16 protein-coding genes are annotated in these 20,611 nt (G+C 48.6%); 9 read left to right on the top strand and 7 right to left on the bottom strand.

Translation table 11 applies throughout. The features are described 5' to 3' along the window. Nucleotides 1-40: 40 nt before the first annotated feature. Nucleotides 41-2,095 carry an alpha-L-fucosidase gene (locus C943_RS11660; RefSeq protein ID WP_040480538.1) on the top strand — a complete coding sequence of 685 codons (2,055 nt, stop codon included), beginning with the start codon at nucleotides 41-43 and terminating at the stop codon, nucleotides 2,093-2,095. A gap of 18 nt (nucleotides 2,096-2,113) precedes the next feature. On the opposite strand, the gene C943_RS11655 is transcribed toward C943_RS11660, so the two are convergent. From C943_RS11655 to C943_RS11645, 3 genes are all read right to left on the bottom strand, one after another. Continuing rightward, the gene (locus tag C943_RS11655; protein ID WP_008627881.1) at nucleotides 2,114-3,325 is read right to left on the bottom strand and encodes a carboxypeptidase-like regulatory domain-containing protein; all 1,212 of its coding nucleotides are present in this window, start codon (nucleotides 3,323-3,325) and stop codon (nucleotides 2,114-2,116) included. 9 nt (nucleotides 3,326-3,334) lie between these two features. Then, a complete protein-coding gene (locus tag C943_RS11650) occupies nucleotides 3,335-5,839 on the bottom strand; it encodes a TonB-dependent receptor (RefSeq protein WP_157198521.1) in 2,505 nt (834 codons plus the stop codon). Between the two features lie 206 nt (nucleotides 5,840-6,045). Further along, nucleotides 6,046-6,951, bottom strand: coding sequence for an AEC family transporter (locus tag C943_RS11645; RefSeq protein ID WP_008627879.1), 906 nt, complete (start codon nucleotides 6,949-6,951; stop codon nucleotides 6,046-6,048). A 132-nt stretch (nucleotides 6,952-7,083) separates the two neighbouring features. Here C943_RS11645 and C943_RS11640 point away from each other — a divergent pair, with 132 nt between their 5' ends. Further along, nucleotides 7,084-7,311, top strand: coding sequence for a hypothetical protein (locus tag C943_RS11640; RefSeq protein ID WP_008627878.1), 228 nt, complete (start codon nucleotides 7,084-7,086; stop codon nucleotides 7,309-7,311). A gap of 66 nt (nucleotides 7,312-7,377) precedes the next feature. On the opposite strand, the gene C943_RS11635 is transcribed toward C943_RS11640, so the two are convergent. Continuing rightward, complete coding sequence (locus C943_RS11635) at nucleotides 7,378-7,752, bottom strand: hypothetical protein (RefSeq protein ID WP_008627877.1); 375 nt, start codon at nucleotides 7,750-7,752, stop codon at nucleotides 7,378-7,380. 113 nt (nucleotides 7,753-7,865) lie between these two features. Here C943_RS11635 and C943_RS11630 point away from each other — a divergent pair, with 113 nt between their 5' ends. From C943_RS11630 to C943_RS11605, 6 genes are all read left to right on the top strand, one after another. Beyond that, on the top strand, nucleotides 7,866-8,231 hold the full coding sequence (locus tag C943_RS11630; RefSeq protein ID WP_157198520.1) for a hypothetical protein: 366 nt from the start codon (nucleotides 7,866-7,868) through the stop codon (nucleotides 8,229-8,231). A gap of 75 nt (nucleotides 8,232-8,306) precedes the next feature. Further along, a complete protein-coding gene (locus C943_RS11625) occupies nucleotides 8,307-10,574 on the top strand; it encodes a TonB-dependent receptor (protein ID WP_040480428.1) in 2,268 nt (755 codons plus the stop codon). Between the two features lie 118 nt (nucleotides 10,575-10,692). Continuing rightward, nucleotides 10,693-11,961: a serine hydroxymethyltransferase gene (gene glyA, locus C943_RS11620; protein WP_008627872.1), complete on the top strand. Its 1,269-nt coding sequence runs from the start codon at nucleotides 10,693-10,695 to the stop codon at nucleotides 11,959-11,961. Between the two features lie 15 nt (nucleotides 11,962-11,976). Next, a complete protein-coding gene (tatC, locus tag C943_RS11615; protein WP_040480425.1) occupies nucleotides 11,977-12,834 on the top strand; it encodes a twin-arginine translocase subunit TatC in 858 nt (285 codons plus the stop codon). Beyond that, nucleotides 12,827-13,264 carry a ribose 5-phosphate isomerase B gene (rpiB, locus tag C943_RS11610; RefSeq protein ID WP_008627864.1) on the top strand — a complete coding sequence of 146 codons (438 nt, stop codon included), beginning with the start codon at nucleotides 12,827-12,829 and terminating at the stop codon, nucleotides 13,262-13,264. The genes tatC and rpiB overlap by 8 nt, the downstream gene beginning before the upstream one ends. A gap of 185 nt (nucleotides 13,265-13,449) precedes the next feature. After that, complete coding sequence (locus C943_RS11605; RefSeq protein ID WP_008627858.1) at nucleotides 13,450-15,696, top strand: TonB-dependent receptor domain-containing protein; 2,247 nt, start codon at nucleotides 13,450-13,452, stop codon at nucleotides 15,694-15,696. 4 nt (nucleotides 15,697-15,700) lie between these two features. On the opposite strand, the gene C943_RS11600 is transcribed toward C943_RS11605, so the two are convergent. Together C943_RS11600 and C943_RS11595 are read right to left on the bottom strand one after the other, a co-directional pair. Further along, on the bottom strand, nucleotides 15,701-16,432 hold the full coding sequence (locus tag C943_RS11600; RefSeq protein WP_245545538.1) for a 3'-5' exonuclease: 732 nt from the start codon (nucleotides 16,430-16,432) through the stop codon (nucleotides 15,701-15,703). Further along, nucleotides 16,377-18,323, bottom strand: a complete 1,947-nt coding sequence (locus tag C943_RS11595) for a DUF294 nucleotidyltransferase-like domain-containing protein (RefSeq protein WP_008627854.1) — start codon at nucleotides 18,321-18,323, stop codon at nucleotides 16,377-16,379. Before C943_RS11595 ends, C943_RS11600 begins: the two co-directional genes overlap by 56 nt. 95 nt (nucleotides 18,324-18,418) lie before the next feature. Here C943_RS11595 and C943_RS22220 point away from each other — a divergent pair, with 95 nt between their 5' ends. Continuing rightward, nucleotides 18,419-18,589, top strand: a complete 171-nt coding sequence (locus C943_RS22220) for a hypothetical protein (protein ID WP_169334620.1) — start codon at nucleotides 18,419-18,421, stop codon at nucleotides 18,587-18,589. 36 nt (nucleotides 18,590-18,625) lie between these two features. Here the strand turns inward: C943_RS22220 and acs are convergent, their stop codons facing one another. Continuing rightward, nucleotides 18,626-20,518, bottom strand: coding sequence for an acetate--CoA ligase (gene acs / locus C943_RS11585; protein ID WP_008627851.1), 1,893 nt, complete (start codon nucleotides 20,516-20,518; stop codon nucleotides 18,626-18,628). Nucleotides 20,519-20,611: the final 93 nt, after the last annotated feature.

Genomic DNA, 20,611 nt, shown 5'->3' with positions numbered 1-20,611 from the left:
AATTTTGGAGCTTGGGTTTCCGAAAACCGCAAGCCAGATGATGAGATTCCTCGTTTTTCCCCTTCTTATTCTAGCCGCCTGTACCCAATCCGTACCGACGCCCCCCGCAGCCGTCGAGCCTGTTCCCTCCGAACACCAACTTGCTTGGCATGAGCTGGAATACTACGCTTTTGTCCATTTCAATATGAACACCTTTTCAGATATGGAATGGGGTATGGGAGACGAGTCACCGGCCGCTTTCAACCCGACCGAATTGGATGCCAAGCAATGGGCGAGGGTCGCCCGGGATGCGGGGATGAAAGGGATCATCATCACAGCCAAGCACCACGATGGATTTTGCCTGTGGCCTTCGGCGTACACCGAGCATTCAGTCAAAAATTCCCCTTGGCGCGACGGAAAAGGTGACCTGATCCGTGAACTGCGGGAGGCCTGCGACGAATACGGCCTCAAAATGGGAATCTACTACTCCCCTTGGGACCGCAACCATCCTGACTACGGCAAGCCCGAGTACATCACCTACATGCGCAATCAGCTCACCGAACTGCTGACCAACTATGGCGACATCTTCGAAGTATGGTTTGACGGGGCCAATGGCGGCACAGGCTACTATGGCGGTGCCAATGAAGACCGCAAAGTGGATAAGTTTACCTACTACGATTGGCCCAATACCTATGCACTCGTGCGGGAGTTGCAGCCGGGTGCGGTGATGTTCAGCGATGGCGGGCCGGATGTCCGCTGGGTTGGCAATGAGGAAGGTTTTGCCTATGAGACTACTTGGGGCAACTTGATGCGGGATTCCGTCTACGCAGGCATGCCCGAATACCCCGAAAAATACGCTTCCGGGCAGGAAAACGGGACACATTGGGTACCCGCCGAAGCGGATGTGTCGATCCGTCCCGGATGGTATTACCATGCCTATGAAGACCACAAGGTCAAATCGCTCGCCCAACTCGTGGATATCTACTACAACAGCATTGGCCGCAACAGCGCCCTCCTGATCAATTTCCCGGTAGATCGCAGAGGTCTGATCCATGAAAAGGACGTCGAACAGATCATGAAACTCAAAACCAAAATCGACGAGGATTTCGCAGAAGACTTGGCGCTCAATGCACAGATCGAAGCCAGTAATGAGCGAGGTAAGGGTTTTGAAATCGGGAATGTGCTTGATGGAAAAAAGGAAACCTATTGGGCAAGTGCGGACGGGGTGATTGAAAATACGATTACGCTGGATTTTGGAAAGCCGAAAAGGTTCAACAGGTTTTTGGTACAAGAACACATCGCCCTCGGCCAAAGGATCAAGGGCTTCGTTTTGGAAGCCGAAACGGCGGAAGGCTGGAAGGAAATCCATAAAGGTACCACGGTGGGTATCAAGCGGATCTTGCGGTTTGACGATGTAGAAGCCAGTAAATTGAAATTTACCATCTCGGATGCCAAGGCGAGCCCAAACCTTGCCAGGATCGGCGTTTTCCATGCGCCGAAGTTGGTTGTCGAACCCGATGTTATCCGCGATAAAAGCGGCCAAGTCAACATCCAAGTACCGGAAAAGTCCGTGGATGTTTTATATACTCTGGACGGAACGGAACCAGGCGCGGAAAGCCAACGGTTTGAGAATGCGTTTTTGGTCGAAAAGCCTGCTGTATTGAAGGCTGTCGCTATCGACAAAGAGTCCGGGAGGAAATCGGAAACCGTGGTCCGGTACCTCGATATCCCCAAAGCGACGTGGATGGTCGTTTCCAATGACAGCATCGCCGCAAGGGCAATTGATGAGGATAAGAACACATTTTGGAAAAGTGCCAACAATGAAATTGTGATCGACTTGGGGGCGGAGACAGCGTTGCGGGGCTTCACTTATTGGCCACCCCAAAACAGGTATATGAGCGGGGTGATTTCCGCCTATGTTTTCGAGGGAAGTATGGATGGGAAAAACTGGAAAACACTCGCGCGCGGCGAATTTTCCAATATCCAAAATAATCCGATCGAGCAGACCGTACGATTCCCGGAGGCAAGGGCGAAGTACATTCGCCTCAAGTCACTCAAGACCACCGATGGCAATCCGGCTTCCTTTGCGGAGGTGGGCGTGATCACTGTGGAATAACTTGACGGGGAACTCAGGCTACCTTTCGGGTTGGTAATCAAACGGCAATAGATCAGCGATTTTCTCCCATCCCATGTACCCTTCCAAAAGGATATCGTAGGGATGGAAGTAGCTGCCGTTATCGAACACCTGCACCGCTTTGGCCCGCATGGTAAGCTTGCTGATTTGGACCGAATTCATTTTTGTCACTCCCGGGCGTGTCTCAGATACCGAGGGGTGAAGATTGAAGAAGCTATACTGTTGGAAAGGCTCGAGCTCCGGTTCCTTGGTGAAGTACACAAAAAACGGTTCTGGGTTGGTGATGAAGGTTTTTCCATCGGTGGTTTGCTGGATGATTTTTTCGAGCTGAAGCGGCTCTTTTCCAGGTATGTACAAGGTATCGACGCCTGGTTTGATGTTCAGTTTGAGATCTTCCACCCGCTTCATGGTCGGATCTCCGCCGAGCATCGCATCACTCACGAATCTCGTTACTGTTATTTTCTCAGCTGGGAAAAACACGAAGTTGCTGGAATCGGCGCTGTTGCTATGGAAAGTCCGCATCAAATGCATGATGCTCCCTTCATAGGCTTCCTTTCTGTTTTGAAATACTTTGGATTGCCGTCGTTTGGGGAGATTGTCTTCGACAAAAAACGGATATCCTGCATATGCGACCTGCTTTGCCTGTTTGTCAAAAGCAAAAGCCTTGAGCACGTATTTGATTTGGTAGCCCAAGTTGGGGTTGTCGATGATGAGCATATCCGTCGCCCTTGCGGTCAGCACATTTGGGTCTGATTCAGCGTCCAAGATCAGGACTTCTGGGTTTTGGATCACACATTTGGCTGCGTTGGGGGAGCTTCCCAAAAAGTACCTAGAGAATTCCTCAAAATTCTTGTACCAGGATTCGTCCCGTTTGGCTTCTACCGACAACTCGCTGAGATCAACTACCTCTGGCGCTATCCTAAATTCGTAGAAATTTCTCAGCGCCTTGGTCGAGAAGGAGTAGGTGAAAGGCTGGAATCCCACGTGGCTGATGACAAGTTCGTGATCTCCCTCTGGAATTTCGAAGGAAAAGGAACCGTCAAGTTCTGTGATATCCCCAAAACTGGTGTTGTTCAGAAAAACGGTAGAGAAGGGCACGGGTTCCAGGCTTTCGCCGTTGAGTACCCGTCCCTTGATTTGGTATTGGGCAAAGGCTTCCTGGGAAAGTAGTGCCAAGATCAAAATTGTGACCAACTTTAAGTAGCCCGCCATTGCCATCCGCTATTTCACTTTGAAAACATAGGAACCAAACACAGGCTCGTTTTCTTTGGACAAACCTTCTACAAGGACCCGCACCTGGGGATTCCCTTCTGTGAGTCGGAATGCAATTGATCCTTTTCCATAAGCATCCGTCTTCACCATCGGCTGCCAAGAAATTGTAGAGCGATAATCCAATGCAACGGGTGAATTGATATCGGGGATTGCTGGCGGTGAGTAGAACTCGCGAATGGGAGCGTAGCCCTTGGTGATAAGTGTCGTATTTCCCAATATTTTAATTTCTGAAAAATCCCGATTGGGGTTCCCGGCTTTGGTAAGGATATTGACCACGCCACCTGCCCCTTCTGAACCAAATACTGCCCCTTTGCTCAATCCACGAAGCACATCGATCCGCTCGATGTCCGCAACGGGTAGTGCAGCAACAGTTCCAGGCATCGCCCTCATTCCATCTATGAACAATGTCGCACCGCCATTGCCCACAATGGAGGGAGCCCCTCCGCGAATGACTATGGTGGGGGGCGGACTGATGCTGAACACATCGCCGCGCACATCCACCCCGGGGAATCTCCCCCTCAATAACTGAAAGACATTCTGAAAATAGACGTGTTCTTTAGTCACGATAAATGCACCATCAGGCTCATTGTTGTACTGAATGGCACGATTGTCGGGCAGCAAATCACTTCTCTTTCCCGTGACCGTCACCTCTCCCAACTCTATTTCCTGGTTGAGCCGAAACTGCTCCATCATGTTTTTGGCTTCCTTGACCGTCACGAGATAATCGTCAAAATCGGCGTATTTCTTTCCCGGGACAAAATCCGTTGGGATGTAGAATCCTGGCATTGGAATTTCGACCCGGTAGATTGTCACCTCATTTTTCTTGAGTTGCTTGACTTGTCCTGCCTTTTTTTCCTTTTCCGTATACGCCTGCATAAAGACTACAACCGAATCCTGATAGTCCATTCCCGTGAATGCAAAGTTGCCGAGACTGTCGGTGATACCCTCGTAAAGGATCGGCATTCCATACAGGTTGGAAACCAGCATCGTAAGCTTATGCGGTTCTTTTGTGGGTTTTTCGCTCACGGAGTGGACTCTCCCGACTAAGCTCAGCCCAGGTTCAAACCCATATTCTGGCCCTTTTTCTAACCTTGAAAGATGGCTCCAGGAAAACCGCCTCCATCCCTGCGTCAATAGCAGGTTGTCGAGGTGTTTTTCAGCATCCTTGTTTTCAGGATTGAAATAGTAGGAGGGCATCTCCACGGTCCCCTTCACTTCGGAGACTAGCTGCAGGTAGGAGAAAATGTTCTGGGTTCCTTCTTGGTAGTTTACCTGAAAGTCGTCGATCACGGCAACTGAGAATTCGCCTTCTATTGGACTTCCAAACTCATCCTTGATTTCGAATTGAAGCTCCACTTCCTCTTTGGGTCTAAAGGACTCCTTGTTGGGCGAAAAATCAATTGAACTTTGGGCAAACGGATGGAAATACACCAAGCGTTCTGCGAGCAAATGCGTTTCGTCGTCCATCAGGGTAAAGGTGACCACGCCTGGCAGGAAATCATCCTTGGAAGCAGTCCATTGCATTTTGCCGTTTTTCGGTGATAATTGTTTTTCATACACCAACCTGCCTTTTGAAAGTCCAATCAACTTGAGTGTCTCAGGCAGCACTTCAGGTTGGATATTCACATGGCTGACCTCAAAGCTTACATTTTCGGTGTCGGCGTTGGCATCGATATGGAGGACATACCCGGTAGGTTCGATTTTGGAGAAATTGAATGTTTCCCAAAAGCCCCTGGCTGTTCGAGCCTTCACTTCGTATTTTTCCCCGGCTTGAGGAGTGAATTCAAAGCTTCCCATGCCGAGGTGCTCGGATTCAAAACGACGGATCGTATCTCCTTTTGAATTGAGTATCAAACCAATAAAATCTGCTCCACGGCCATATTCATCCACGGCCTTGAATCCCACTTTGTTTTTGAGGCCTGTGACGAGATAGCCACCTTCGGGAAAAAATTTCAAGTCAAACTTTGGGTTGGTGTTTGCAAAGTCATATGCCTCCCCGAGCGGCCCGATCCAAATGTGCTTTTCAAAAAAAGCCTCCTCCCCAAAATTCTTCATCCAATTCGTGTAGGCTCGGATGGTGAAGATTCCCGGCTTCAGGTTTTTGGGCAGTGGGATATCCCCCCGCCCGCTTCCCGAGTCCAATTTGATGATAACCTCGTCCACCAAGCGATCGAAAGAACGCTCGATCAAATCGACATAAAGCGGAATAGATTTGCTTTTTCCCACCGATTCGCTGCCATCCTCCAGGATCGCATAGGCCTTGATCCAGATCGTATCCCGGAGTTCATAGTGCGGCTTGTCGGTGTGGAGGTAGACGCGTTCCCAAGGGTATTTTTGGGAGTAGGAGGAGATGGACTCCGACAGTTGCTGTTTGGTGTCCTGCCCAAAGCTATTTGAAGCTAAAGCGGCGAGGACCGAAAGGCAAACGATATACTTTGGCAGGAACATTGACATAGATGTGAATTTAGGGAAAGAACGTAAAACATCAAGAGAAGAGTTTTTGATGGAAACCGAAGTTGGTACTTGCAAACTCTGTCAATTCCCGGCCGGGATAATCACTTTTCAACCAAATAACGGCTGCGATAGTCATAAGTTTTTTAAATGTTAAAAAAAGATTAAGATAAGCGTTTTTAATTAATTATGTCTATCATAAAAGAAAATTATCCGACAGTCCAGTACCAACCCAAGACTGTCAAAAAAGAGAGGGGGATACCCACTCCGACGAGGAGCGATGCCAGCTTGGGCTCCAGGTCATGGCTGATGGCAATGATCGAACCTGTAATCATCGGCGCCATCGCTGTCTCTACCACCGAGACTTGGAATAATAGACCATCCAATCCAAAAAGGTACCTGTACAAAAGGAAGATGATTGCCGGGATAAGCAGTAGCTTATATCCTAGCCCCATCCAAAGATACCGATTGCTGAGGGCGGAAAAACGAAGGTTCAACTGCATTCCCACGGCCGTGAGTGCCACGGGCGTTAACATGGCTGTCAGCACGTCCACCACAGGGAGTACAAATTCCGGGACTTTCCATCCCTGCACATTTATCAAAATGGCGAAACAGAAAAAAATGAAGGGCGGAAAACCGAGGATCTTTTTGGTGATGTCGCGTTTGCGTTTTTTCCCTTTTCCATAGATGTTGGCAACGATGATGGCCACGCTACTGACGATGATGAACGATCCTGCTTGGTCAATCAAGAACGCCAATTGAACCGCCTCGGTGCCATAAAGCGCATTGACCATCGGAATGCCGACAAAAGAAGTATTTGCCAAACCCGCCACGATAATCAGACAGCCTGTAAGTGACCGTTTCCATTGGAGTTTCCTCCCGAGGGTTCCGAAAAGGAGCCAGGATACCCCAAAATTGATCCACGCGGTGAGAACGGGCAGGAGGAGTTTTTTCTCCAATTGGATATTTGGCATGTATTTCAAAGCCAAAGCAGGGAGAATCACGTAGATCAAAAATTTATTGAGGTAAAAGGAAGCATTCTCCGGCACGAAACTCCAGCGGCGGGAGACAATCCCAAAAACCAAGAAGAAGAGGATCAGAAAAAGCTGTAGCATTCGCGGGGATTTTTGAAAATGGCTTTAGATTCCTAAATAAGCCCAAAATCTAAAATTAACACAAGGGTAAATTTACAATAACTCCCTTGTCAGAATTTTGCGTTTCTTTTGTATATACCAAACGAAAGCAGCATGAGACTGATACCCATGGTTGTAAACGGCCAAAAAATAGTCCAACTCTCCCAACTCACGATCGATCAAGCGAACGACCTTCGGAGTTGGTTGCCGCCTCAGTCCATCCAAAAGGTGAGATTCCAGGGCATGGACCTCAATGACTGTATCCCTTTCGAGACTTACGACTACTGGTTCAAAACGCACCACATCCAGACTTTCACCTACGAAACGATTCTGGATTTTTAGTTTGGGGATTCTCTTGTTGACTAAAATACGAGCATCGTATTTCCGAATGTTCTATTGCATCTTTCTTCAATCTAGTCCCAGTCTTTTTCGCTTGGAAAAAAAATAGTCACCAAGTCCGGGATAGAAATCACTCGCAGCCTCCGGTATTCCCAACAGCGTCAGTTCAAGGTTTCCTGCAGGGTTTTCGTCGGCAGGTTTCATCGTTTCAATCATACAGATCATCTTCTTGAGTAGCAGCGGTTGCTGCGAAGTGCTTGGTTCAAGCACAATGTCATTGCCATAAAAGTCGCTAGCTTCAAAGGCAAAGCCCTCTTCGGTTTCTGTCACATAAAGTGATATGTCTTCTCCCCATTGGCTTTCGGGGTAGTGCAACTTGGCGATGAGGACGGGCTGGTATTTTTCGCCACCGTAGCTTAGTGGTTGAAAATCAGGATCAATCATGTATTTTTTTCAATTTATCAGTCATTATTCCCGCCCGTAAAATAAACCAAAGTCTCCCGTTGTGAGTTATCGATTTTATTATATTTGCCCTGTTTAATTGAAAAATTCGCATTGTGAGCACGTTTAGACGAATACTGCCTGCATTCAGCCACTTCTGCTTAGCATTGATGTTGAGCGTGTTGGCCAACGGCGTATTGTTTTTTCACTCGCATGAGTTAGCCAACGGAAAGATCATCACCCATGCCCACCCGATTCTGACCGAAGAGCAGGAATCTTTACCGGACCACGGGCATACGGAGACGGAATTGATCACGCTGGATCTGATTTCGGATGCGGAATACGACTTCTTTGTTTTAGAGATTCCGGTGCCGGAAATAGTCCTTACTCCTGTGGTTCCAGGTTCCGTTATTTTTACATCGGATATTGACCTTCAAACTCAGGTCGGATTTGAACACCGAGGCCCACCCGCCAGGGCTTGATTGTTTTTTGGGTTGATCCTGTGAAAGGCAATCCTCGTTTTTTCCATCCCCAATTTATTTGTTCATTTCCAAGCAATGAGAATTATACTGGCTTTAGCCATGGTGTTCATTACATTGAGCGCTTTGGCTGCACAAGATTTAAAATTATCGGGTCGGGTAGTCGATAAAACAAGCAACTCCCCAATCCCAGGCGTTACTGTATTTATTCCCGAGCTCAACAGGGGTGCCGTAACTGACCTCGACGGGACATTTACGATCACATCCTTGCCACAAAAAAACCTTACGGTCCAAGTTTCCTTTGTGGGTTATGGGACGATTGTGAAGAGGATAGAAGCAAAGGCAAACATGGATGAAATCGTCATCCAACTCGAGGAAGACATCGCCAACATGGACGAAGTGGTAATTTCCGGCGCCTATGTCATGAGCAAAGAAAGCTCGCCAATTTCGATCGAAAAAGTTGGCAGAGCGGATATCCTCAAAGCGCCTGCACCGAGTTTAATGACGGCATTGACAAGGACTCCCGGCGTGAGTGAGATATCACTTGGACCTGGAATCAGCAAGCCTGTCATCAGGGGACTTTCATTCAGTCGGGTATTGTCTGTGTATCAAGGAGGAAGGTTCGAGAACCAACAATGGGGAGCCGACCATGGTTTGGGCCTTAGTGAAACAGGGATCGGAAATGTTGAAATGATCAAAGGCCCTGCGTCGCTGATTTACGGTTCGGGCGCGATGGCCGGAGTAGTCAATTTGATCGAGGAAAAAGACGCTGCCCTCGGCGATGTCGAAGGCGACGTTAACCTGCGCGCCTACAGCAATTCCCTCGGGCTTCGCTCTGATTTGGGTGTCAAGGGAGCTACCACTAACGGCTTTGTGTGGTCCGCAAGGGGTGCAGTAGAATCCCATGCAGACTACTTGGATGGCGATGGGCGGGCCATTGGAAATACGCGATTCAATACCCAAAACTTCAAAACTGGCGTTGGTTTGCAGAAAAAATGGGGAGATACACGCTTGAGGTATACCTATCTAAAACAAAAACTCGGCATCATGGAGCCGGACATTTTGGATGAACTGGTGACCACACGGGGAGACCGCAAATCACAAGTGCCCTACCAAGATGTCACTGACCATTTTTTCAATTCCGAAACAAATGTGTTTTTGGGAGAAGACAAGCTCAAGGCCACCTTCGGATATCACATGAACTTCCGCGAAGAAGTAGAAAGCGGCCCAGATGTAGTGGATTTGGGATTGAAGATCAACAACTTCCTTTATGACATCAAATACTTCAAGTCTATCAATCCCCATTTGGAAGCGATCGTTGGTGTACAGGGTTTCTACTTCAAAAATATCAATTATGCCAACGCCCAGGAGTTTCTGATTCCAGATGCCACGAAGGACGACAGGTCTTTGTACGGATTGTTGAATTACAACAAAGACAAATGGGTCATACAGGGTGGATTGCGCTATGACTACCGAAAAGTTGTGGCAGACGCTTCGGCGCAGCATTTCATTGATTTCGGATTTATACTTCCCGGAGAACCTGAGGATAGACGCTTGACACGGGAGTTTGACGGCTTCACTGCAAGCGGTGGCGCTACTTTCCGACCCAACAACCATTGGAGATTCAGAGCCAATGTGGCCCAAGGTTTCCGTGCGCCTGATTTGGCGGAGCTGTTCTCAAACGGCGTACATCCCGGCACCAGCAGGTTTGAGCGGGGAAATGCTTCTTTCCAACGCGAGCAGAATATCCAAACCGACTTTGGGATCCGCTATGCCGGAAAGGGCTTCGCACTTTCGGGGGAGGTTTTCTACAATTTTATCGACAATTACATCTTCTTTGCGCCTACCGGGGAAATGGAAGGCAACCTCGATATCTGGGAGTTTGAGCAGGCGGATGCGAGGCTATATGGCTCTGAGTTGGAGTTTGAGCTGAACCCAACCCAAGCCAAATGGTTTGGATTCACGACTTCGTACAGCATGGTCATCGGTCAAAGAAGGGATGACTGGAGCTATTTGCCCTACATTCCTGCATTCCGCTGGATCCAATCGGTGGATTTCAGGCTGCAGGATATGGGAGCGATCAAGCGTCCTTATATCAGCGTTTTGGGCTCATGGATTTTTGACCAGAACAGGGCCGCGCCATTGGAAGAAGCGACGCCCGGATATTATCTATTGGGGATGAACGTGGGGGGCAACATTGAGATTGGTAAAAATACGCTGGATGTGTATTTGTCTGGCACCAACTTGCTCAACAAAACTTACCTCGACCACATGTCCCTTTTCCGCCCTTTCGGCATCAACCAAATGGGTAGAAACATTGCGCTGAATGTGAGGATACCGTTTTGATCAATTGTCAAGTCCTTTCCGAATCCCACCTTCTTTTTGGACGGAGGGATTCTTGTTTTCTTTCATTGGATTATCCATTGGTTAAAGCTATTTTTGGCGCTGAATTGAAATTTCCCCCATGAAAAGAGACCAAGTGATTTTTGACCTCATCTCGAAGGAAGAAAACCGTCAACGAAGAGGCATTGAATTGATTGCATCCGAAAACTTCGTGTCCAAGCAGGTAATGGAAGCCGCAGGGACCGTGTTGACCAACAAATATGCGGAAGGCTTGCCCGGAAAGCGGTATTATGGGGGTTGCGAAGTAGTCGATGAAATCGAGCAGATTGCCATTGACCGGGCCAAACAGCTCTTTGGCGCGACTTGGGCCAATGTGCAGCCGCACTCAGGAGCACAGGCCAATGCAGCAGTTTTCCTTGCCTGCCTCAATCCAGGTGATGCGATCCTCGGTTTTGATCTTTCACATGGTGGGCACTTGACCCACGGTTCACCGGTCAATTTCTCCGGGAAACTTTACCAGCCACATTTTTATGGCGTGGAGGAAGAAACGGGCGTCATCGACTATGACAAGGTGGAGGCAAAAGCCTTGGCCGTAAAGCCAAAAATGATCATCTGCGGGGCGTCTGCATACAGCAGGGATTGGGATTACGAGAGACTCCGGGACATCGCTGACCAAGTGGGCGCATTGCTTTTGGCGGATATTTCCCATCCATCGGGATTGATTGCGAGAGGATTGTTGAATGACCCCTTGGATCATTGCCATATCGTCACGACTACCACGCACAAGACTTTGAGGGGACCAAGAGGCGGATTGATCCTGATGAGGGATGATTTTGACAATCCTTTTGGGCTAAAAACCCCAAAAGGCGAGTTGAGGAAAATGTCTTCACTTTTGGATTCCGGCGTGTTTCCAGGTACCCAAGGTGGACCGTTGGAGCATATCATCGCGGCGAAAGCCGTTGCCTTTGAGGAGGCTTTGTCGGACGACTACATGGCCTACATCCTCCAAGTGAAAAAGAATGCCGCTGTCATGGCGCAGACTTTTGTAAGCTTGGGCTACCAGATTATTTCCGGAGGTACTGACAACCACTTGATGCTGATTGACCTCCGCAACAAAGACCTCACCGGAAAACTGGCTGAGGAGACGCTCGGCAAAGTCGATATTACGATCAATAAAAATATGGTTCCTTTTGATACCCGTTCACCGTTCGTTACTTCAGGCATGAGGGTCGGTTCGGCTGCCGTCACCACGCGGGGGCTGAAAGAGGAAGATATGAAGAAGATCGTCCACCTGATTGACAAGGCACTCCACAATCACGCTGATGATAGTGTCCTCGCTTCTATCAAGAAGGAAGTGAATGATTGGATGATCCAGTTTCCGTTGTATTAATTATATCCTTCATCTGTGGCGCTAGATCAGTATAAAGACGAGGAAGAGGAAGGCATGTCCTTTTTGGACCATTTGGAGGAATTGCGTTGGCATCTCTTAAGATCGCTGGCTGCGATTTTGATTCTGACCATTGTTGCGTTCCTTTCTAAGAGCATTGTCTTTGGGCAAGTTATCCTTGGACCGTCCAAAGTCGATTTTGTCACTTACAGACTACTGTGTCAAGTGGCTGATTATTTTGGGATTACTGCATTGTGTATCGATACGCTTCCATTTACGATCCAAAGCCGTCAGATGACAGGCCAATTTTCCATGCACCTGACCTCGAGTATGGTGGTGGGATTGGTGATTTCGTTCCCCTATATTTTTTGGGAGTTTTGGAAATTCATCAGCCCTGGCCTTTACAGTAAAGAAAAGCAGGCAGCGAGAGGCGCGGTGTTTTTTGTCAGTTTGCTATTCTTTGCAGGTGCAGCATTTGGCTATTTTATCCTAGCGCCGCTTTCCATCAACTTCCTCGCCAACTACCAGTTGGATCCCACGATCCTCAACGAATTTGATATTACATCTTATGTCAATACGTTGGTAATGCTGGTTTTGGCATCAGCGATCATGTTCCAACTTCCAGTGGTAATCTATTTCCTGTCCATGTCGGGCTTGGTGACTTCAGCGATGTTGAAAACTTATCGACGTCATTCGATTGTTGTAATCCTAATAGTGGCGGCAATTATCACACCGCCGGATGTGATTTCACAGTTGTTGATTGCAATGCCAATTTTGGTACTTTACGAAGTCGGGATTATGATTGCCAAGAGACTGGAAAAAAAGAGAGCGGAGAAAGAACGCTTGGAGAACCTCAAATACAATGACAATGCCTAAGAAAATCGCCATCGGGGGTGACCACGCCGGATTCGAGTACAAGAATAAAATGATTCTTGCATTGCAGGAGACTGGATACGAGGTCAAGGATTTTGGACCCTTTTCCAATGCCTCCGTGGACTATCCGGATTATGTGCACCCTTTGGCAACGGCGATAGAACAGGGAGAGTTTGATCTTGGCATCGTCATTTGCGGAAGTGGCAACGGCGTCGCCATTACGGCCAACAAACACCAAGGAATCCGCGCCGCGCTCTGTTGGAACGAGGACTTGGCAGCGCTTGCCCGTCAGCACAACGACGCCAATGTGATCGCGATTCCCGCTAGGTTTGTTGCGTATGACTTGGCTGAAAAGATGGCGAAAGTCTTTATCCAAACAGAATTTGAGGGCGGAAGGCACGAGAATCGGGTGAAGAAGATTGCTTGTCAATAAAGATTTGAAAACCCTCGGAGGAATCCGGGGGTTTTTGTTTTTTGAACGTTGGAGATGAATAAAACCGCCTTCGGGATTTTTTTCTACCATTTGAAATCAGGCACTAAGTCCGACAATACCACCAATCCTCCATTTTTTGTTCCCCAGCTTTGCGTTTCTCTTTACCTTTCCCAAAAATTCCACCCATGAAGTATTGGTTTATTTTCTGTTTGTTCATTTTGAATTGGAGTGCTTTTGCCCAGACCCTGTTGACATTGCGGGATGCACAGTCGAAGGAAACGATTCCCGGCGTCGTGGTCAAAATCCAAGGAGGCTCCAACCAGATTTCCGATCAAAATGGGCAAGTAATTTTGAATATTTCCTCATCGGTTGCCGTCACTTTTTCACATATCGCTTATCAGACTTACAGTATGCAAATTGACCCAAATCAGGGTCAAATGGAGATATCGCTTTCTCCCGCAATGAATTCCCTCGGCGAGGTGATTGTGCAGGGTTTTGAATCTGAAAGGCCCATTACACATCAAGCAGGTGCCATCAGCAAGGTGCGAGAAATGGAATTGTACCGCTTCAATGAGAATTCGTTCCTTTCTGCTTTCAACACCAAACCGGGCATTCGGGTGGAAGAAAGGTCCCCGGCGAGTGTCCGTATCTCGATTCGGGGAAGTGCCCTGCGCTCGCCATTTGGCGTTCGTAATGTAAAGGTTTATTGGAACGACATACCTTTTACCGCTCCTGATGGAACCACGGCCATGAACCTGCTGGATCTTTCCAACATCCAAAACACGGAGATCATCAAAGGCCCTGCGGGAAGTATCTTCGGAGCGGGGAATGGCGGCGTCATCAGCATGGAAAGCAGGAAGCTGGTTGAGCAAAATCTGATTTCGACGGATTTTGGAATTGGGGATTTTGGATTGAGGAGGTACAGGATTGGCATTGACCAAAAAACTGAGAAAGGTGGCATCAGCGCTTCTTTTGTTTCCCAAAAATCAGACGGTTATCGGGAACATAGCGCCGTGGACCGGAAGGTTTTCCAACTCGCATTGCACAGCAATCCTTCGGAAAGGCAATCCATTTCTACCCAAATCCTGTACGCAGATTTGTTTTACCAAATACCCGGAGCGCTCAACCAAACGCAGGTGAATGAAAACCGCCAACAGGCGAGACCGGGTTCAGTGGCACAAAACAGTTCCATTGCACAAAAAACCCTTTACGGTACGCTCAGCCATCGGTATCGACTGACTGACAAAGTCCAAAATACCACGGCGCTTTACATCAACACCAACGATTTTGAAAACCCTTTTATCCTTGACTACAAGAAAGAAACGGGTTTCAGCTACGGCGGCCGTACCAAATTCAACTTTGAGGACAGATGGGCTGGGATGCCCGTGAGGTTTGTGGTAGGAGCAGAATACCAATTGGGGAAAACATCTGCCCAGAATTTTGGCAACCGCGGCGGTCAGGCGGATACGATCCGTTTTTCGGACGAGCTGCAGACCACGCAGGCATTTCTTTTCCAGCAGTTTGAGATTGATTGGACCCAAAAGCTGATCATGACGCTGGGCTTTAGCGAGAATTTTACCCGCTACAATATCAATCGTACCGTTGATGCCGGCCCCAACGATCCATCCAACAACACCAAAAAGTTTGACCCGGCTTTCATCCCCCGCTTGGCATTTGTCTATAAGCTCAACGAGCTTTCTGGAATCCATGCCAGTGTGAGTTCGGGATTTTCGCCGCCGACTGTTGCAGAAGTTCGTACCAATGAGGGAAGCATCAACCTGGACCTGCAAGCCGAGCGCGGCATCAATTATGAACTGGGCTATCGAAGCTCATTTGGGATTTTCAACCTGGATGCGACCGCATTTTATTTCAGGCTTTCGGAAACCATCACTTCCTATACCAATGACCAAGGCGTGGTCTTGTTTCGAAACGCCGGGGCAACCGACCAAAAAGGCGTGGAGGTTTCTTTAGACTATGCGCTGCTGAGAAATCAAGCGACAAGGATCCAAGAGATCAAGTTGGTCCATGCGTTCACGGGCCATTATTTCTATTTTGCAGACTACGAAAGTGGGGGCAATGATTTCTCGGGCAACCAACTGACTGGTGTTGCTCCAAATTCCTTGGTCAATATGTTGGATATCAGGAGCAGGTTTGGATTATATGCCAATGTCACCCACCATTACGTGGACACGATTCCGCTCAATGATGCGAATACCGTATTTCAGGATTCCTACAACCTTCTTGGTGCGCGTTTGGGATGGAGGTATCTGTTGGGTGCGAGCTGGGACTTGGAGCTGTATGCCGGGGTGGATAATTTACTGGATGAAGCCTACAGTCTTGGCAATGACCTGAATGCCTTGGCAGGAAGATTCTTCCAGCCCGCGCCAGGGAGAAATTACTATGGTGGGCTGAAACTGGGATTTAGGTACTAAGTTGTCAGCGAATCAAGCTTCGAAAATCCGCAATGCCTTTTTGCTCGGCCAGTTTCAACAGCTTCATCAGGAGTTGGGCGGTGAGAAAAGCATCCCCCGCTGCTGTATGCCGATCGTCCAGCGGGATTCCATATCGGGCACAAACTTCGTCCAAGGCATATTCTCCAGGCTTCATGGGTATTTTTTGGGCGAAGGGACCTTTCTCCAAGCGAAATGCCAAGCCATGTGTATCGAGCAAGGGATTCAGGATTTTGGCGAGCCCAAATGGGCGAAGCGTTTTTTCCAGCATTTGGATATCAAATCCAAGATGATGGCCCACCAAGATATCCGTCCCGATATATGCCAAAAAAGCCTCTGCAAATCCGAGTTTTGACAGGGTATCTGATGGATTCAAGATTTGGTGGACGGCAACGGATTCTTTTTTGAATTTCTCCGTATCCAAATAGAGTTCGATAGAATCCTTTACCTCAATCAGGTATCCTTTCACCTTTACCGCTCCAAAAGAAAGAATCTCATCCCTGCGGATATCCAAACCTGTGGTTTCCGTATCCAAAACGGTAAATTGGAGTTGGGGTATTTTCCGTAGCGGTGGAATGGGTTTTGAGAACGCATCTTCGTAATGCCGAACAAAATCGGCTTTATGGATTCTTTTTGGAAAAAGGAAGTCGAGCAAGCCCATATCAGCCCTTGAAAAAATCCAGTTGGTACCGAACCTGCACGATCTTCTGCAGCTCATCGATCGGGGCAAAAGCATTTTTCAACAGCTGCCGTTGCAATTTCCCAAGGCTTCCCGGGTCAATATAGCGGCCATCAGTTTGGGTGTTCAGACCCTCGATGGCCCGCATCCGCATGAGTATTTCATAGGCTTTGCCTGATTCCTGCATCAATTCGACATAATTGGGTTCGAGTTCAGCCAACTTTTCAAAGCGCTTGAAGGTGTTGTTGATACCCACCACCCGGTGGCTCAATACCAGCAACCGCGCAATGTCGGCCAATGGCATCATTGCCCGCAATTTGATATCGAACTTGTCTTTTTGTTCCCCCGATTTCTCGACGAGGAAGTTTTTGAAAAAGCCCAAGGGTGGGGGATTCGTGAGCGCGTTTTTTGCCAAAAAATTGAGGAAAATACTTCGATCCGCGATCTCTTGGTAGATATGGGAGCTTAGTGCTGTCGCCAGGGACGTTTCCCCGTACACCGGCCTGAAGTCAAAGAAGATCGTGGCGTTGAGTAAAGCTTTTTGATTTGGGCTGAGGATCCAGTCGGAGAAATACTTTTTCCAAGCGGAAACAGGTTGGCACCATTGGGGATTATTGGCCATCATTTCAGCGGGACAGGCTCGAAATCCGCATGCCATCAGACTTTCTATCACTTCCTGCCCGATCAGCTGCATGAAGGCCTGCGCTTTTTCGGCATCCGAATCAGCCACATCCTCGTAGACAATCGCGTTGTCCAAGTCAGTTCGGAGCAGCTGCTCTTCCCTGCCTTCACTGCCCAGGGACAGGAAACAGAATTTGAGATCAGCGAATTCTGAATATCCAACAGCGTGTTTTTCGACCGCTAATTGCACCGATCTTTGGATGATCGTATCGTTGACCTCAGTGATCACACTTGCCACAAAGTCCATAGAGACTTCATTTTCGAGGTAATACTTCAGCAGCTTTTCGGCTTGGTCGCGGATTTTTGCCATTTCTTGGATGTCCCAGGTATTCATCAGGGCATGAATCAGGACAGCGGGGCTATTTCCCTGCGAAAGCAAGATATCGTGGTCGGAAAGGATTCCACAAACCGGACTGCTGTCAGTTCCGTCTTGGGTGATGATGAGGTGGTGCAGCCTGTTTTTGATCATGCTGAGGTACAGGTCTGAAAAACCTGCGTCTTGGCTTTTGGTCAGTACCGGGCTGCTCATCAGTTTTTCGACAGGTGTCGCCATGCTAAGGCCTTGTGCGACTACCTTGTTGCGCAGGTCCTTGTCGGTAATGATGCCGAGGGGATGGTGGGATTCGTTGACTACGACAATCGAACCGACGCCGCGTTCGGCCATCAATCGGGCAGCGTTTTGGATAGCTAGTCCGCTTGGGCAGGTAAGAACCTCTTTCGAAAACCGCCAATCAGATTGGCCGGTGAAAATCATCAATCCGTTGTCTTTGGAGATGTCTTGGAATGCCGTCCGCGCCTTTTGTGACTGGGAAAGGTCCTTGCGCACAACCAACTGACCCGAGGCGAATCCAGCCGCAAAGAATAGGGCTACTCGGCTGTTTTCCTGCAATATCTTCTCAAAAACTGCTACCGGAACCGCATAAACCAAGCTGTCCTCGATCGCCAAGGCATCGAGGATGTAGGGGCGCTTTCCAAGCAGTGCCAAGACACCAAAGACGTCACCTTCATCACATACCTCTGCGACCTTTGTCGACATTCCATCCTGCGCCAAAAGATGTACCTGTCCCTCTTTCAGCACAAAAAAGAACTGTTGGGCGGGTTCGCCCCTGCGAAACAGGTATTCCCCTCGGCCATGGTAGCGAACTTCGACAGCACTGGCGACCACGGTTAGCGACCGTTCATCGAGGAAGTAGAACGGCGGAAACCTTTTGAGGAATTCCTGGACGCGGTTGATGATGACGTTGGACATTCGAGATAGGCCGTCTTTGTTGACACTTAGCCAATTTGGCAGGTTTGGTTCTTGGCACTGTACTTGTTGACTTCAAAATCAAGATCTATCAAGCCATGAAGCTGTTCAGATTTCTCCAACCGGTGCGACGATTGTTTTGGGCACTCATCATAGCCTATATGGTCGGCATTCACAATTTTTACAAGCAGGAAATGGATTCACCTGATTCGATCGTGTCTTCGATAGAAACGGATAAAGAACAGGAAGACACGATGCCAAAAGCCTAGCTGAGATAATCCAGCCAGGCCTCTGTTTCCTCTTTGTTATTTCCTCCCAGCAATAATCTTTTCCACCACCTCAGGATCCAAAAGCGTAGAGGTATCTCCCATGTTGTCCAAGCTTCCTTCTGCAACCTTCCGCAGGATGCGGCGCATGATTTTTCCGGAGCGGGTTTTGGGAAGGCCGGGTACGATTTGGATTTTGTCAGGCTTGGCGATTGGACCAATGATTTTGCTGACGGTTTCCTTGATTTCATTGATCAGGTTTTCTTCTGTCCTGTGCGACATGTCGCAAATGACGTAAGCGTAGATTCCCTGTCCTTTGATTTCATGCGGATAGCCGACTACCGCCGATTCGATCACCAAGGGATGTTCGTTGATGGCGTTTTCGACCTCGGCAGTACCCATGCGGTGGCCAGAAACGTTGATCACATCATCGACACGACCCAATATCCGGTAGTAGCCGTCGTGGTCCCGCTTGACCCCGTCTCCGGTGAAGTACATGCCTTTGTAGGAGGCAAAGTAGGTTTGACGGCAGCGCTCATGGTCTCCCCAAGTCGTACGAATCATCGATGGCCAGGGGAACTTGATGCAGAGATTTCCCTCCACGGAGTTTCCTGTCAGTTCATTGCCCTCGGCATCCACGATGGCCAGTTGAATACCGGGGAGTGGCAAAGTCGCAAAGGCCGGTTTGGTGGGTGTGATCCCCGCAATCGGTGAAACCAAAATCCCTCCAGTTTCGGTTTGCCACCAAGTATCGACAATCGGGCAGCGGGATTTGCCGATATGGGTATAATACCAGCGCCAAGCTTCCTCGTTAATGGGTTCGCCAACCGACCCCAATACTTTGAGGGAGTCCAAATTGTAGGGCTCGATGGGGTCCGTGCCGTAGGCTTGTAGCGCGCGTATCGCGGTAGGTGCGGTATAGAATTGGTTGACCTTGTGTTTTTCGATTACCGCCCAAAATCTCCCCGCATCGGGATAGGTCGGCACACCCTCAAACATCAGCGTGGTCGCCCCAGCCAGCAAGGGCCCGTAGACGATGTAGGAATGTCCTGTGATCCAGCCGATATCTGCCGTGCACCAGTAGACATCTCCGGGTGCATATTGGAATACATTCTCGAAGGAATATTTGGTATAAACCATGTAGCCTCCTGTGGTATGGACGACGCCTTTTGGCTTGCCCGTGGATCCAGACGTATAAAGGATGAAGAGTGGATCTTCGCTGTCCATTTCTTCCGCTACATGTTTTTCGGAAGTACCTTCCAAAGTTTCATGCCACCAAAAATCCCTTCCGGGTTTCATGGTGATCTCTTGGCCAGTCCTTCTGCAAACGATGACCGTCTCGACGGAAGATTTTTCCAAAGCCTCATCGACCACGGCCTTGACAGGGATTTTTTTGTTGCCACGGAAATTGCCATCCGAAGTAAGGATCGCTTTGGCTTCGCAGTCATTGATCCTGTCCGAAAGCGCGTTCGAACTGAATCCAGCAAACACCACCGAATGGATTGCCCCGATCCGTGCACAGGCAAGCATCGCCACGGCTGCTTCCGGAATCATGGGCATATAGATGATTACCCGGTCACCTTTACCGATTCCTTTTGAGAGCAGTGCGTTCGAAAACCTGCAGACTTCGCGGTACAATTCTGCATACGTGATATGGCGCGCTGATTCTCCTGGCTCGCTGGGCTCCCAAATGATCGCGGTCCGGTCTCCGTTGGTGAAGAGGTTTTTCTCGAAGATATTCTCTGTGATATTCAACTTGGCGTTGACAAACCACTTGACGCTCGGCCCTTCAAAATTCCACTTGAGTATTTTGTCCCATCTCTTCCTCCAATAAAAGGAATCGGCGATTCTCGCCCAAAAGTTTTCGGGCTCGGTGACGGATTTTTGATATTCGTAAAAATAGCCGCTCAGCGTATGTATTCTATCACTCATGGTGTCTGGTATTTTGGTTATTGTTAAGGCTGGATGCTAAAATAAGGGATTTGTAGGCAAAATCTGGACAAATTTCACCCAAAGGACAGAATC

It is taken from the genome of Mariniradius saccharolyticus AK6 (assembly GCF_000330725.2).
In the GTDB taxonomy this organism is placed as follows: domain Bacteria; phylum Bacteroidota; class Bacteroidia; order Cytophagales; family Cyclobacteriaceae; genus Mariniradius; species Mariniradius saccharolyticus.
The sequence above is the reverse complement of the archived record's forward strand: the minus strand, read 5'-3'. Positions and strand labels throughout refer to the sequence as shown.